We start from the raw sequence: 11,932 nt of genomic DNA, 5'->3' as shown, positions 1-11,932 counted from the left end.
GGCTGGCCACCCGCTACGACAAAACCCCCGAAAGCTACGAAGCCGGACTCCACCTGCGCGCAGCCATCATCTGGCTGCGCAGCCTCCCAGCCCCCTCATGATCTGAACTACGAACAGGCCCTAGGAGGACGTCCAGCTTCGGATGGTCGTCCAGGGTGTGGTCTGGCACGACCCTCATCCCCTTGGCGCAACGAACCGGCCCCGCCTGCTCGGCAACCAGAAACGCCCTGTCCCCCTGCTCCCGGCCGTCTTGCCCGCGCAGCATCGCCGACGCCGTGAACACCTCCCACGGACCCACGAAGTCGAGCTCCTCCGCGTCCTCGAACACCAGCAGCCCATATGCGGTCATGCGAACTCCCTCGTCCCTCTGAATCGGTCCCTGTAGTCGGACGGTGCGACGCCGACATGCCGGTGGAATGCCCTGCGCAGGGTCTCGCCCGTCCCGAACCCGAGCCGCCGGGCCACCGTCTCGACGGGCTCGTCGCCCTCCGCCAGCGCCCGCCGCGCCGCCTCGATCCGGACGCGCTCGACGAAAGCGGCGGGCGGCACGCCCAGTTCGGCGGTGAACCTCCGCTGCAGGTGCCGCACGCTGAGCCCGGACCGTTCGGCCAGGTCGGCGATGGTGTGCCGGGCGCCCGGGTCCGCCTGGACGGACGACACCGCCGCCCGGATCGGGTCCGTCGCGGGCTGCGCCGACCACAGCGGGACGCTGAACTGCGACTGGCTGCCCGGCCGCCGCAGGAACATCACCAGCTCCCGCGCCACCGCGAGCGCCACGTCCCGGCCGTGGTCGTCCTCGACCAGGGCGAGCGCCAGGTCCATCCCGGCCGTGACTCCGGCGGACGTCCAGACGCGCCCGTCCCGGATGAAGATCGGGTCGCAGTCGACGTCGAGCCGCGGATACTCCGTCCTGAGCTGCCGCTCGCGGCCCCAGTGCGTGGTGACGCGGCGTCCGTCGAGCACCCCGGCCTCGGCGAGCAGCAGCGCGCCGCTGCACACGGAGGCGACCCGCCGCGCGGTCTTCGCGACCTCCGCGACCCAGCCGGCCAGCGCGGTTCCCCGCGCCTGGTCGACCCCGGCGCCGCCGACCACGACGAGGGTGTCGACGCTCCGCGCGGCGACGTCGCGCGTCCCGAAGCCCGCGTGCACCGGCAGCCCGCTGGACGACCGCACCGGACCCGCCTCCGGCCCGACGACCAGGCATTCGTACCGCCCCGTGTGCTGGAACACCTCGTGCGGCCCGGTCAGGTCCAGTGCCTGGAACCCGGCATAGATCACGAACGCGACGCGCATTTCTCAAGGCTGGGACCGAGCCGGTCGTGGCGTCAACGACGGATACCCCACAGATCACGCCACCCTCTCGTCCGTCCGGGTTCACTGGCGGCTGGGGAGCGGGAGAACCGGACGGAATTAATGGCTTGACATCGCATGGGGACTCATGAGTAACTCTTACTCATGATCCTTTGATCCTCCTCTGGTTGAGCCGTCTCCGGCACCGCCGCGGGCCCGCTCCCATTTCCCCTTCACAGGCGCATCCATCTTCAGGTACAGGTCATTTGACCTGCGCTGTCGCCATGCGCCCGGCTCCGCCTTTCGTCGGCCCTGCGCGGCCGAATTCATGCCTGCCCGGAGGTGTTCTGTTCATGCGTGCCATTGACAATCCCGAATCCGCGCCCTTCGCCAAGTCCCGGAAGAAGGGCAAGCGAAAGAACTCCGACTTCAGGTCGGCCGATCTCGCGAACAACCGCCGCAACGCCCGGCAGCTGCCGACTCGGCAGCTCAACCGGGGTCGCTGAGCGGCGTTTCCCGGCCCGGTCTCGCCGCTACGGGGCCGGGGCCGGGAACTCCGCCCACTCCACCGTCCGCGGCCCGTCCACCCGGAACCCCGGCGCGCCGCGACGGCTCCCTTCACGTCCGGAAAGCCGGCCCGCCACCTCACAGTACGGGCGCGCGTCCGTCTTCCGTTCACGCGGCCGGAAGGGCCGGCCGTGAGCCGGATGGCCGAGGCGGCCGGCCAGGCGATCGGAAGACCGGGAGGATTCGGGGTGAATCCGTTGTTATGCCGTTGATCCGTTCGATGGGGGAGTCATGAGCGAGGATCTCGGCTACGGGTGGCAGGGCGAACTACTGGATCTGCCCGCCTATCTGAAGCGGGTCGGGTACGGCGGCGATCTGGCGCCGACCGCCGGAACGCTGCGGGCGCTGCACCGGGCGCACGTCACCTCCATCCCGTTCGAGAACCTGGAGATCATGCTCGGACGGCCGATCGTGCTGTCGCTGGACGCCGTCCAGGCGAAGCTGGTCCAACGGCCGCGCGGCGGGTACTGCTTCGAGCACAACCGGCTGTTCGCGGCGGCGCTGGAGCGGATCGGGTTCGAGGTCACGGCGCTGACCGGGCGGGTCACGCTGGGCTCGGCGCAGCTGCGGCCGAAGACGCACGCGCTGCTGCACGTCCGTCCGCCGGATCTGCCACGCGACGAGCCCGCCTGGCTGTGCGACGTCGGCTTCGGCTCCGGGCCGCTGGAGCCGCTGCGGTTCGTGGACGGTGAGGAGGTCGTCCAGGACGGCTGGGGTTTCCGGCTCCAGCGGGGCCGCACCGTCACGACGTGGAGCCCCGGCACGGCCGGCTGGGAAATGCACCAGACCATGGAGGACGGCTGGGTTCAGCGGCACACGTTCGCGTTGGACGAGGCGTTCCGCGTCGACTTCGAGGTGCTGAACTACTACGTCTCGACCAATCCGCGGTCGCCGTTCACGACCCGTCCGTTCACGCAGAAGTTCTCGCCCGACGCCCTGCACCTGCTTGACGGGACCACACTGACCGTCACCCGGCCCGACGGCTCCTCCGACAGCCGTGTGCTCGCCCCAGAGGAGCTACCCGAAACGCTCGCCCGCGACTTCGGGATCGTCCTGGAGGACGAAGACATCCCGAGACTCGTCGCGTTCACGCAAAAGCTCTAACCACCCGCCCCCGGAACCTCTCGCTACGCGGGGTGCGGCGGGTTCGGCATGGTCGCGCCTCCTACGCGCTGAACGGTTCGGGACGCAGCGGGTCATGGCCCACGCTCATCAGCGCGTGCCGCCACTGCTCGTCCCGCTCCGCGTTCGGCGGACGATGCTCCAGGTGGTCTTCGACGAAGTCCACGACCTCCACCATCAGCTCGGCGTCGCCCTCGGTCAGGTCGACCTTCCGCTTGCGCAGCACGTCGACGACGCGGGCGCCCAGCTCGTCGACCCCCGGGCCGGACCCGTCCGCCGGAAATGCCTCCTCGCCCGAGGCGTCCGTGAGAAGCCAAATGCGCAACTCGTCGGAGGTCATGTTGACGACCCGGTGGAAGTCCTCCCAGGCCAGCTCCGCCTCGGGCGATATGCGATCGTTCATCGGTCACTCCCTCTCGGCCGTTCACGCCCGCCCTACCCGATGCCCGCCGCCGCATTCGTCCCTCTTTGAGAGGTATTCCACACCGTGTTACACGCCTCAGCACGGAGATGTGACCCCGTACCCTCCGGGCATCCCGGCCGTCCTCCCCGGCGAGCGGATCACGCCCTCCGTCATGGACTATCTGCGCACCGGCGTCGACGGCGGCATGGTCATCCCGGACGGCGCCGACCCGTCCGTCAAGACGGTTCGGGTGCTCGTCCAGGACCGATGTAGTCCTCCAGGCGGGCGACGGCGAAGCCCTGACTGCGGACGCGTTTAAGCATGTGGGCGAACATCTCGGTCATCGTCGCGCCCTTGAGCTGCTCCGGCCCCCTGAAGTGGGCCAGCAGGATGTCGCCGGGGTGCAGCTTCTTGTTGGCGTCGTCGTACTGCATGTCGTGGATCTGCATGGACGCGCGCCACATCACGATCCCGTCGATGCCGCACTCGCGTGCCGCCTGCTGGGTCGCCCAGTTCCATCGCCCGTAGGGCGGCCTGAGCAGCGTGGGTCTCGTCCCGTACTGCTGGGCCAGGACCTTCTGGTTCCCGCAGATCTCACGCTTCTGGCCGTCCAGGCCGAGTGTCGGCAGGACCGGATGGGTCAGCGTGTGGTTCTGGACGTGATTCCCGAGCGCCTGCAACGGCTTGAAGTACCCGTAGTCGTCCTGGACGACGTTGTCGGTGAGGAACATGGTGACGGGCACCTTGAGGTCGGTCAGCATCTGGACGAACCTGGGGTCCTTCTCCTGCCCGTCGTCGATCGTGATGAAGACGACCCGTTCCTCTGTCGGGACACGGTCGAAGACCGTCACCGGCCCCTTCCCGCTGAGCTTGAGGGGCTTGTCCTCGGGCGGAACGGGCGCAGGCGGCAACGGCTTCAGCCCCCATCTCCGCCAAACGGCCCCCTCGTCCCGGACGACGGGCGTCACGCTCGGCGCCGGCTCGCCCACCAGCGGCGAGGCGGCGACCCTCACACCCCGCTCGAACGGCTCGCAGCCGCCCGCCCCCAGCATCGCGACCAAGACGGCGGCCCCGGCCGCCACACGAAAAGCCCGCACCCCGACGGCCTCCCCCACCCGACTGATCAGAACCTATCGGCCCACGTGGGGAGGCCGCAGGACGCTGTGCCAGACTCCTACCCGGCAGGACCGCTAGGTGAGGAGCGATATGGAGCTGATCCACTCCGGGAAGGTCAGGGACGTCTACGCGGACGGCGACGAGCTGATCCTCGTGGCGTCCGACAGGGTGAGCGTCTACGACGTCGTCCTCCCGACGCGGATCCCTGACAAGGGCAAGATCCTCACCCAGCTGTCCCTGTGGTGGTTCGAGCAGCTCGCCGGAATCATCCCGAACCATGTGGTGTCGGCGACGGACGTCCCGGACGAGTGGGCCGGGCGCGCCATCCGCTGCCGCCGCCTCACCATGCTCCCCGTCGAGTGGATCGCCCGCGGCTACCTCACCGGCCTCGGACTGAAGGAGTACGAGAAGAGCGGCACCGTCTCCGGGGTCGCCCTGCCGGACGGCCTGGTCGACGGCTCGCGCCTGCCCGAGCCGATCTTCACCCCGACCACGAAGGCCACCGAGGGCCACGACGAGTTCATCACCTACGCCGACGTCGTGCAGGAGATCGGCGACGACACCGCCGCCCGCCTGCGGGACGTCACGCTGGAGATCTACAAGCGCGGCGCCGCCCTGGCCGCCGAGCGGGGCATCATCATCGCCGACACCAAGCTGGAGTTCGGCCGCGCCGCCGACGGCGCCCTCGTCCTGGGCGACGAGGTCCTGACGCCCGACTCGTCCCGCTTCTGGCCCGCCGACGCGTGGTCGCCGGGCCGCCCGCAGCACTCCCTGGACAAGCAGTTCGTCCGCGACTGGAGCAGCACCCTCGACTGGGACCGCACCGCCCCCGGCCCCGCCATCCCCCAGGAGATCGTGGACGCCACCCGCGCCCGCTACACCGAGGTCTACGAGCGGCTGACCGGCACCCCCTGGCACTCCTGACCCGTCCCGGAACGGCCTTCGCCGCCGAGCCGCGGTCAGAAGCGTGTGGCGTCCTCGGACGGGACGATCTCAACGCCGAGCGGGGTCAGGGAGACCGGGATCAGCTTGAAGTTGGCGATGCCGAACGGGATGCCGATGATCGTGATGCACAGCAGCAGACCGGTGACCAGGTGCCCGAGGGCGAGCCACCAGCCGGCCACGATGATCCAGATGATGTTCCCCACGAGCGAGCCCACGCCCGCGCCGCGCTTGGGGACGGTCGTCCGCCCGAACGGCCACAGCGCGAACCCCGCGATGCGGAACGCGGCGATGCCGAACGGGATCGTGATGATGAGGATGCAGCAGACGATTCCGGCGGCCACATAGCTCAGCGCCATCCAGAACCCCGCCAGGACCAGCCAGATGATGTTCAGCAACGTGCGCATGAGCAGCCCTCCCGAAACCGGAAACCCACCGCCTTCGAGCATAGATCGTCGGCCTGGCGGCGCGCGCCGGACGGGCCGGGGTCAGAAGTGGCCGCTCAGGTCGGCGAGCAGGGCGCGCTTGGGCTTGGCGCCGACGATCTGCCGGACGACCTCGCCGTCGCGGTAGAGGTTGAGCGTGGGGAAGCCCATGACGCCGTACCGGGACACGATGTCGGGGTTCTCGTCACCGTTGATCTTCGCGACCGTGAGCCGGTCGCCGTGCTCCGCCTCGATCTGGTCGAGGATCGGCGCGATCATCTTGCACGGGGGACACCAGTCCGCCCAGAATTCGACCAGTACCGGCCTGCCGGCGCGGAGCACCAGCTCGTCGAAGTTCCCGCTGGTCAGTGTGAGCATTCGTCGCCTCCGGTGAGAGCACGCAGCCCGGACAGGCCCGCGTGAGCTGGTCGGCCACGTCGGCGCGCAGGCGGATCAGGGTGCGGATCTCGCTGTCGATCTCCGCGAGCTTCCGCTGGTACACCGCCACGGATTCGGGGCAGGACGCGCCGTCGGCATGCCCGGCCCGCAGGCAGTCGACGAACGGGCGGGTGTCGTCCAGCGTGAATCCGGCCGCCAGCAGCGAGCGGATCTCCGCGACGAGCCGGACATCGGACTCCTCGTACTGCCGGTACCCGTTGGACGCGCGCCGCGCCGGCAGCAGCCCCTGCTGCTCGTAGTAGCGCAGCGTGCGGGTGCTGACCCCCGCCCGCGCGGCGAGTTCCCCGATCCGCATCGGTCCGTCCTCCTCGTGGCCGACTGCGACGCTATCCCTTCACACCGGCGTCAAGGTCAAGCCCGGTTCCCGGGGTCGGGCCCGGCCGAGGCGGGACACCACCGGCAGGGCACACCCCTCCCGGGCCGGTGGATCGGCGGGCGGCCGGGCGATCAGGCGGGTTCGCAGACGACGACGGGGATGGTGCGGTCGGTCCAGCGCTGGTAGTCGCCGTACTCGGGATAGAACCCGACCAGGCGGCGCCAGAGGTCGGCGCGTTCGTCGCCTTCCGCGGTGCGAGCGATCATCGGGCGGGGGCGGTGACCCGTCTGGACGGCCACCTTCGGGTTGACGCCGACGTTCAGGTACCACTGCGGGTGGCGTCCCGTTCCACCTCTGGACGCGACCAGGACGACGCGGTCGCCGTCCGGGAGGTAGAGGAGCGCCATCGTCCGCGGCTTTCCGGACTTGCGGCCGCGCGTGGTGAGCAGGCAGACCGGCACCCCGGCCGGAAAGGCGCTCCCGAACCGGAACCGGCTTCCGGCACGTCCGCCGGTGACGCGGAAGAGCGCCACGTGTCCCCTGGTGAGGGCCTTCATCGCGGGAGCGAACAACGCGGAGTCGAAGAACTTCGGCCTGTCACTGGGCACCATCGACTCCCTCATCCGGCAGTGGCGACCAGTATGCCGTCCTGGCCCGGCCAGCACGATCCTCGGCAGCGCCGACCGGCCGAACGGCACTACGCAGGCCGATTACTACAAGGACCCGACCACAAACCACTGGGCGCGGGTGCAGCACGCCTACAGGGAGCAAGATGCGGTCGGCCCGACGGCGACCGTCAGCGCTCGCGGACGGCCTTGAGTTCGATGTCGAGGTCGAACGGCACCGTAGCGGTGAGCCGGTCATGGTGGACGCCGGTCGCGACGTACCCGCCGGTGGCATCGTCCAGCTCATAGGTGTAGATCGCGAACGCCGGTGCGGTCTGGTCTGTCTCCACGCGCCAGTAGTGCCGGATCTGCGCCTCCGCGTACAGGGCCGGATGCGTCCGCCGGTCCTTGCGCTTGGTGGACGGTGACACGACCTCGACGACGAGAGCCACCAGATCGGCGGGGATCGGACGTTCGTAGACGTCGTGCTCGGCGGAGTACACCACGATGTCAGGGGCGATCTCGACCGCCTCTGTCTCGTCGTCGTCCAAAAGGACGTCCACGTCAGTGTCGACCTGCCAGGCATCGGGAGAAGCATCCTCGATGCAAGTCGCCAACCGCCGCGCGATGCGCTGGTGGATAGGGCGGGGCCGAAGATTTACGACGAGTTCTCCGTGGATGAGGCTCACACGTACCGGGAGGTCTTCGGGCAGCGCCTCATAGTCTGCCCGAGTCCAGGTGTCACCGGACGGCAATGGGAGAGTCAGCGCGTGCATGGCTCGTAGCGCCTCCGGTTGAGGGTGGTGCGGGTACTTAGGCAGAGTACCTTCAGCACATTTGCCCTGGCCTCTCTCGCGACACAGTCACGTGCAGGCGAGGCGGGCAGCATGCCGGAGGGGCGCGCCGACTGCCTGCCGACGCCTCCCGGTTACGTCCAATGTCGGCGGTGGACGGCAGGATGCGCTCATGCCTGAGCGTGCCTCCAGCGCGGACGACTTGCTCCGCACCATCCTCACGAGCGGTCGATCACCGCGAAGACGACTTTGCCGGCGTTGCCCGCCAGGGCGCGGATGCCCCAGCACCGGGCGAACTGGTCGACGATGAACAGGCCACGGCCCGTCTCGCTGACCGTGTCCGTCTCCAGCATGCGCGGCAGGTCGTTGGTGGCGTCCTGGACCTCCATCCACAGCGCGCCGTCTTCCGTGCGGTCCAGCCGCAGGGTCACGTCCCCGTCCTTCTCGGACGCGTACCGGAGCGCATTGGTCACCAGCTCGCTCGCCACCAGACACGGCACGAAGTCGTCCATGCCGTACTGACCCGTGACCAGCCGCACGAACTCCCGGACCTCCGCGACCACCTTGAGGTCCTGCTTCACCACCATCTCGTTCTCCACCGCCGCCTGCCCCATGACCTCTCCTCACCGTGTGTGCTGAACACCACACATTCAGCCACTTTCGCAGCTAGATTTGGCTTGCGGCCCGGAAGTGGATCGCAGCGGCAATGGAAGAGGCGTGTGCGTAAATTACCGAGAGAGGTATGTCGCCATGGCTGTACGGCGTCAGCGTCCCGATGAGTCCCCCGCCCTCGTGGCCTTCGGTCGTCAGATGCGGCGGCTGCGCGAGGCCAAGAACATCAAGCAGGAGACGATCGCTCACCTGACGAAGGTGAGCCCGGCCCAGGTGAGCCGGATCGAGAGCGGCAAGAAGCGGGCCACGCGAACCTTCGTGGAACTCGTGGACGACTACCTGGAGGCGGGCGGCCCGCTCATCAGCTTGTGGGAGGACCTCAACAAGGACGGCCACCCGGTCCCGATCTGGTTCGACTGGCCGCAGACGGAATCGGAAGCCGCCGAGCTGGTGACCTGGGAGCACACCATCGTCCCCGGTCTGCTTCAGACCCCGGCTTATGCCCGCGCGTTCCTCAACTCTGACGAGGCTGTGGAAGCCCGTATGGCGCGCCAGTCCATCCTCACCCGGGAGGACGCACCACCCGCGGTCTTGACCGCGCTCCTGAGCGAAAAGGTACTCGACTACTTCGTGGGCTCAACCGAGGTGATGCGGGAGCAGATCGAGCACCTCATCGCCCTTAGCGAGCTGCCCAATGTCACCATCCAGATCGTCCGCAACAATGGGCGTCCAGCGGGCACTGGCGGCGCCTTCGTCGTGGCTACGATGGAGGACCGGAGCGAGGTCGCCTACATGGAGACAACGGTACGAGGCATCACGACCGACAACCCCTCAGACCTCGCCAGACTCTCCGAAACGCTCCGAGAGTTGCGAGCGAGGGCACTCCCCGAAGACATGTCCAGGGACATGATGAGAGAGGCACTGGAGAAATGGACCTGACCAACGCCACCTGGCGCAAGGCGAGCCGCAGCGGTGAGAACGGCGGGAACTGCGTCGAGTTGGCGGACGTGGCCGGTGCGGTGGCGGTGCGGGACAGCAAGGACCCGAACGGCCCCATCCTCCTCCTGACCAGCAACGCCCTGCGCACAGCCGTCCACACCCCCACCCCGCATCTTTGACTTGCAGATGGCTGCTTCGCTTACCTGCCTGCAACGTTGAGTTGCGGCATGTTGTTGTTATGGAGGAGCGGATAACAACAACATGCCGCAGGTCAACGGGGTCGGCGGTGGGCGAGGGCCTTTCGGACGCGGTTCACCACCTGCCGCGGAGTGCGGAAGAGTCCGTCCTTGTTGACGCGGACGACGACCCAGCCGTCGTCGATCCTCCGGCCGTCGTGTTCGATGTCGCGGCTGTACTGGGCGGGGTCCTGCTGGTGGTGGAGCCCCTCGTACTCGATGGCGATCTTCACGGCGGGGTAGGAGAGGTCGGGACGCGCCAGCCACACGCCCCAGTCGCTGAAGACGTCCCGGCTGGCGAGGGGCCGGGGCAGGCCGGCGTCGACGAGCAGCATCCGCAGCCTGCTCTCCGGCGGTGAGTCGCTCCGCGGTTCCAGATGCGGCATCGCCAGCCTCGCCTTCCTGACCCCGCGCCGCCGATGGCAGTCCGCCAGGAAACCGTTGAGCCGCTCCCGCGTGCTGACCTGCCGCCTCAGTATGTGGTCGCCCGCGATGACGAGGTCGATGCGAGGCACCGACGCCGCCAGTTCGAGGAAGAGCCGCTCCGGGCCGATCACGCGGCGGTCCCGCAGGTTGCGCACTTGCCCTGCCGGGATCGAGTAGCCGTGCACCTTCAACTGTTTGATACGAGGCACGGTGGGCGCGGCGGCGGGCACCGCCGCGTGGACTCGCGTGTCTACGTCCGGCACCGGCACGCCGTACAGGTGGGCCGCGCTCACCCCGCAGATGACCGCGGTCGGCGGAAGTACCAGCGCGGCGGCGTCGCAGCGGACATGGACGGAATCGTCCAGGCCCGCGGATACGTACACGTCGTGAAGCACATGCCGGTACTGCCCGGAGCGGAGCTGATGAGCCGTCACGCCCGCCCGCAGCGCCTCCGCAGAACGAAATGGACGATCTCGGATCGTATGCGGAATGTCACGGAAGGTTCTCACGGCCAAGTCATAGCCCCGGCCGCCGCACGCCACACACCTCGTGACCGGACCGAATCCCGCCCGTATTCGCCTCGTTGACTTGCGGCGAGTCGTTGTTATGGAGCGGCGGATAACAACGACTCGCCGCAAGTCAACGGAAGCTGCGGACGAGGTCGGCGGCCGGGGTCTCGGTCGCCTTCTGGAAGGACTCGCCCGCCCACAGGTTGACGCCTTCGGGGTCGCCTTGGGCGGCGGAAGCCTTGCGCAGCGGCGAGGTCATGTAGTGGACGTCGGGGTAAGCGGCGGGTGCGTATGTGGAGTATTCGGTGAGGAACCGGTTGACGATGCCGCGTGCGGGACGTCCGCTGAAGGCTCGGGTCAGCGCGGTGGACGTGAAGCGTGGGTCGGCCAGGGCGGCCTTGTGGACGGCGCTGGCACCGCTCTCCGGGCAGCGGACGAAGGCCGTCCCAAGCTGGGCGGCCACCGCGCCCAGCCGTAGAACGTCGGCGACGTCCGAGGACGAGGCGAGACCGCCGGCTGCGATGAGGGGCTGCGAGGTCGTCTCGCGCACGGAGTGGAGCAGGGCGCGCAGCGGCAGCGGCTCGTCCGGCGCGTTGGTGAAGGAGCCCCGGTGTCCGCCCGCCTCGGAGCCCTGGAGGCAGAGGGCGTCGGCGGCGGACGCCTGGCGGGCCTCGTCCACCGACGTCACGGTGACGATCACGACCACGCCGCGGGCCTGGAACGCCTCGATGACGTCCGGCGCGGGGCAGCCGAAGGTGAAGGACACGAAAGGGGGCGGGTCGGAGAGCAGATCGGCGATCTTCGCCTCGTACGCGTCGTCGCGGGCGGCGGGGGTGCCGAGGGGGACGCCGAGGCGGGCGGCCTCGGGCGCCAGGCGGTCCCGGTAGGCGGCGACGAGGACGGGGTCGATCTCGTCCAGGGACGGCATGAAGATGTTCATCCCGAACGGGCGCGATGTCAGCTCCCGGGTTCGGGTGATGTCGGCGCGCATGGCCTCGGGCGTCTTGTATCCGGCGGCGAGGAAGCCGAGGCCGCCCGCGTCCGAGACGGCGGCGGCCAGCTCCGGCGTCGACGGCCCGCCCGCCATCGGCGCCTGCACGATCGGAACGTCCGTCCACACCTCGCCGCCGCTCGTCCTCATGATCCGCACCATAATCCGAGGGAGGACCGG

At 69.0% G+C, this 11,932-nt stretch carries 16 protein-coding genes and 1 pseudogene; 6 read left to right on the top strand and 11 right to left on the bottom strand.

The annotated features are described in order from the left end of the window. Nucleotides 1-345: 345 nt before the first annotated feature. Nucleotides 346-1,293 carry a GlxA family transcriptional regulator gene (locus tag SM418_RS10460; RefSeq protein ID WP_371940129.1) on the bottom strand — a complete coding sequence of 316 codons (948 nt, stop codon included), beginning with the start codon at nucleotides 1,291-1,293 and terminating at the stop codon, nucleotides 346-348. Nucleotides 1,294-1,643: 350 nt separating this feature from the next. Here SM418_RS10460 and SM418_RS10455 point away from each other — a divergent pair, with 350 nt between their 5' ends. Further along, nucleotides 1,644-1,796: a hypothetical protein gene (locus SM418_RS10455; RefSeq protein ID WP_371940130.1), complete on the top strand. Its 153-nt coding sequence runs from the start codon at nucleotides 1,644-1,646 to the stop codon at nucleotides 1,794-1,796. 292 nt (nucleotides 1,797-2,088) lie between these two features. Next, a complete protein-coding gene (locus SM418_RS10450; RefSeq protein ID WP_371940131.1) occupies nucleotides 2,089-2,961 on the top strand; it encodes an arylamine N-acetyltransferase family protein in 873 nt (290 codons plus the stop codon). Nucleotides 2,962-3,022: 61 nt separating this feature from the next. Here SM418_RS10450 and SM418_RS10445 read toward each other — a convergent pair whose 3' ends face one another. Further along, nucleotides 3,023-3,382 carry a DUF3140 domain-containing protein gene (locus tag SM418_RS10445; protein WP_371940132.1) on the bottom strand — a complete coding sequence of 120 codons (360 nt, stop codon included), beginning with the start codon at nucleotides 3,380-3,382 and terminating at the stop codon, nucleotides 3,023-3,025. Between SM418_RS10445 and SM418_RS10440 the strand changes: the two genes are divergently transcribed. Then, complete coding sequence (locus SM418_RS10440) at nucleotides 3,297-3,701, top strand: Orn/Lys/Arg family decarboxylase (RefSeq protein WP_371966060.1); 405 nt, start codon at nucleotides 3,297-3,299, stop codon at nucleotides 3,699-3,701. The genes SM418_RS10445 and SM418_RS10440 overlap by 86 nt on opposite strands. Here SM418_RS10440 and SM418_RS10435 read toward each other — a convergent pair. Continuing rightward, nucleotides 3,619-4,479 carry a polysaccharide deacetylase family protein gene (locus tag SM418_RS10435; RefSeq protein ID WP_371940134.1) on the bottom strand — a complete coding sequence of 287 codons (861 nt, stop codon included), beginning with the start codon at nucleotides 4,477-4,479 and terminating at the stop codon, nucleotides 3,619-3,621. The genes SM418_RS10440 and SM418_RS10435 overlap by 83 nt on opposite strands. 109 nt (nucleotides 4,480-4,588) lie before the next feature. On the opposite strand from SM418_RS10435, the gene SM418_RS10430 reads away from it, so the two are divergent. After that, nucleotides 4,589-5,422 carry a phosphoribosylaminoimidazolesuccinocarboxamide synthase gene (locus SM418_RS10430; protein ID WP_371940135.1) on the top strand — a complete coding sequence of 278 codons (834 nt, stop codon included), beginning with the start codon at nucleotides 4,589-4,591 and terminating at the stop codon, nucleotides 5,420-5,422. A gap of 35 nt (nucleotides 5,423-5,457) precedes the next feature. Here SM418_RS10430 and SM418_RS10425 read toward each other — a convergent pair whose 3' ends face one another. The 6 genes and pseudogenes from SM418_RS10425 to SM418_RS10400 all read right to left on the bottom strand — a co-directional run bounded on the left by SM418_RS10425 (nucleotide 5,458) and on the right by SM418_RS10400 (nucleotide 8,653). Continuing rightward, entirely contained in the window at nucleotides 5,458-5,847 is a 390-nt protein-coding gene (locus SM418_RS10425; RefSeq protein ID WP_371940136.1) for a YccF domain-containing protein, read from the bottom strand. A gap of 81 nt (nucleotides 5,848-5,928) precedes the next feature. After that, nucleotides 5,929-6,243, bottom strand: a complete 315-nt coding sequence (gene trxA / locus SM418_RS10420; protein WP_371940137.1) for a thioredoxin — start codon at nucleotides 6,241-6,243, stop codon at nucleotides 5,929-5,931. A gap of 115 nt (nucleotides 6,244-6,358) precedes the next feature. Beyond that, nucleotides 6,359-6,619: pseudogene (locus SM418_RS10415) on the bottom strand (MerR family transcriptional regulator); the annotation flags it as partial. Between the two features lie 152 nt (nucleotides 6,620-6,771). Beyond that, nucleotides 6,772-7,248 (bottom strand): nitroreductase family deazaflavin-dependent oxidoreductase, encoded by a 477-nt coding sequence (locus tag SM418_RS10410; protein WP_371966059.1) that lies wholly within the window; start codon nucleotides 7,246-7,248, stop codon nucleotides 6,772-6,774. Nucleotides 7,249-7,436: 188 nt separating this feature from the next. Further along, complete coding sequence (locus SM418_RS10405; protein WP_371940139.1) at nucleotides 7,437-8,021, bottom strand: Uma2 family endonuclease; 585 nt, start codon at nucleotides 8,019-8,021, stop codon at nucleotides 7,437-7,439. Between the two features lie 236 nt (nucleotides 8,022-8,257). Then, nucleotides 8,258-8,653: an ATP-binding protein gene (locus tag SM418_RS10400; protein ID WP_371940140.1), complete on the bottom strand. Its 396-nt coding sequence runs from the start codon at nucleotides 8,651-8,653 to the stop codon at nucleotides 8,258-8,260. 136 nt (nucleotides 8,654-8,789) lie between these two features. On the opposite strand from SM418_RS10400, the gene SM418_RS10395 reads away from it, so the two are divergent. Then, the gene (locus SM418_RS10395; protein WP_371940141.1) at nucleotides 8,790-9,590 is read left to right on the top strand and encodes a helix-turn-helix domain-containing protein; all 801 of its coding nucleotides are present in this window, start codon (nucleotides 8,790-8,792) and stop codon (nucleotides 9,588-9,590) included. Continuing rightward, nucleotides 9,581-9,769, top strand: a complete 189-nt coding sequence (locus SM418_RS10390; protein WP_371940142.1) for a DUF397 domain-containing protein — start codon at nucleotides 9,581-9,583, stop codon at nucleotides 9,767-9,769. Before SM418_RS10395 ends, SM418_RS10390 begins: the two co-directional genes overlap by 10 nt. A 92-nt stretch (nucleotides 9,770-9,861) precedes the next feature. Here the strand turns inward: SM418_RS10390 and SM418_RS10385 are convergent, their stop codons facing one another. Both SM418_RS10385 and SM418_RS10380 read right to left on the bottom strand, forming a co-directional pair. Next, on the bottom strand, nucleotides 9,862-10,686 hold the full coding sequence (locus SM418_RS10385; RefSeq protein WP_371940143.1) for a putative endonuclease domain-containing protein: 825 nt from the start codon (nucleotides 10,684-10,686) through the stop codon (nucleotides 9,862-9,864). Between the two features lie 205 nt (nucleotides 10,687-10,891). Next, nucleotides 10,892-11,902, bottom strand: coding sequence for a nitronate monooxygenase (locus SM418_RS10380; protein ID WP_371940144.1), 1,011 nt, complete (start codon nucleotides 11,900-11,902; stop codon nucleotides 10,892-10,894). Between the last annotated feature and the right edge of the window lie 30 nt (nucleotides 11,903-11,932).

It is taken from the genome of Actinomadura chokoriensis, from assembly GCF_041463665.1.
Classification (GTDB): domain Bacteria; phylum Actinomycetota; class Actinomycetes; order Streptosporangiales; family Streptosporangiaceae; genus Spirillospora; species Spirillospora chokoriensis_A.
This window is presented reverse-complemented; position numbering and strand designations above follow the sequence as displayed.

Excerpts from the sequence above, each read along its gene's own strand:
- SM418_RS10460 (WP_371940129.1), bottom strand. The coding sequence starts at position 1,293 with ATGCGCGTCGCGTTCGTGATCTATGCCGGGTTCCAGGCACTGGACCTG.
- SM418_RS10455 (WP_371940130.1), top strand. The coding sequence starts at position 1,644 with ATGCGTGCCATTGACAATCCCGAATCCGCGCCCTTCGCCAAGTCCCGG.
- SM418_RS10450 (WP_371940131.1), top strand. The coding sequence starts at position 2,089 with ATGAGCGAGGATCTCGGCTACGGGTGGCAGGGCGAACTACTGGATCTG.
- SM418_RS10440 (WP_371966060.1), top strand. The coding sequence starts at position 3,297 with ATGCGCAACTCGTCGGAGGTCATGTTGACGACCCGGTGGAAGTCCTCC.
- SM418_RS10445 (WP_371940132.1), bottom strand. The coding sequence starts at position 3,382 with ATGAACGATCGCATATCGCCCGAGGCGGAGCTGGCCTGGGAGGACTTC.
- SM418_RS10430 (WP_371940135.1), top strand. The coding sequence starts at position 4,589 with ATGGAGCTGATCCACTCCGGGAAGGTCAGGGACGTCTACGCGGACGGC.
- SM418_RS10425 (WP_371940136.1), bottom strand. The coding sequence starts at position 5,847 with ATGCGCACGTTGCTGAACATCATCTGGCTGGTCCTGGCGGGGTTCTGG.
- trxA (WP_371940137.1), bottom strand. The coding sequence starts at position 6,243 with ATGCTCACACTGACCAGCGGGAACTTCGACGAGCTGGTGCTCCGCGCC.
- SM418_RS10405 (WP_371940139.1), bottom strand. The coding sequence starts at position 8,021 with ATGCACGCGCTGACTCTCCCATTGCCGTCCGGTGACACCTGGACTCGG.
- SM418_RS10400 (WP_371940140.1), bottom strand. The coding sequence starts at position 8,653 with ATGGGGCAGGCGGCGGTGGAGAACGAGATGGTGGTGAAGCAGGACCTC.
- SM418_RS10395 (WP_371940141.1), top strand. The coding sequence starts at position 8,790 with ATGGCTGTACGGCGTCAGCGTCCCGATGAGTCCCCCGCCCTCGTGGCC.
- SM418_RS10390 (WP_371940142.1), top strand. The coding sequence starts at position 9,581 with ATGGACCTGACCAACGCCACCTGGCGCAAGGCGAGCCGCAGCGGTGAG.
- SM418_RS10380 (WP_371940144.1), bottom strand. The coding sequence starts at position 11,902 with ATGAGGACGAGCGGCGGCGAGGTGTGGACGGACGTTCCGATCGTGCAG.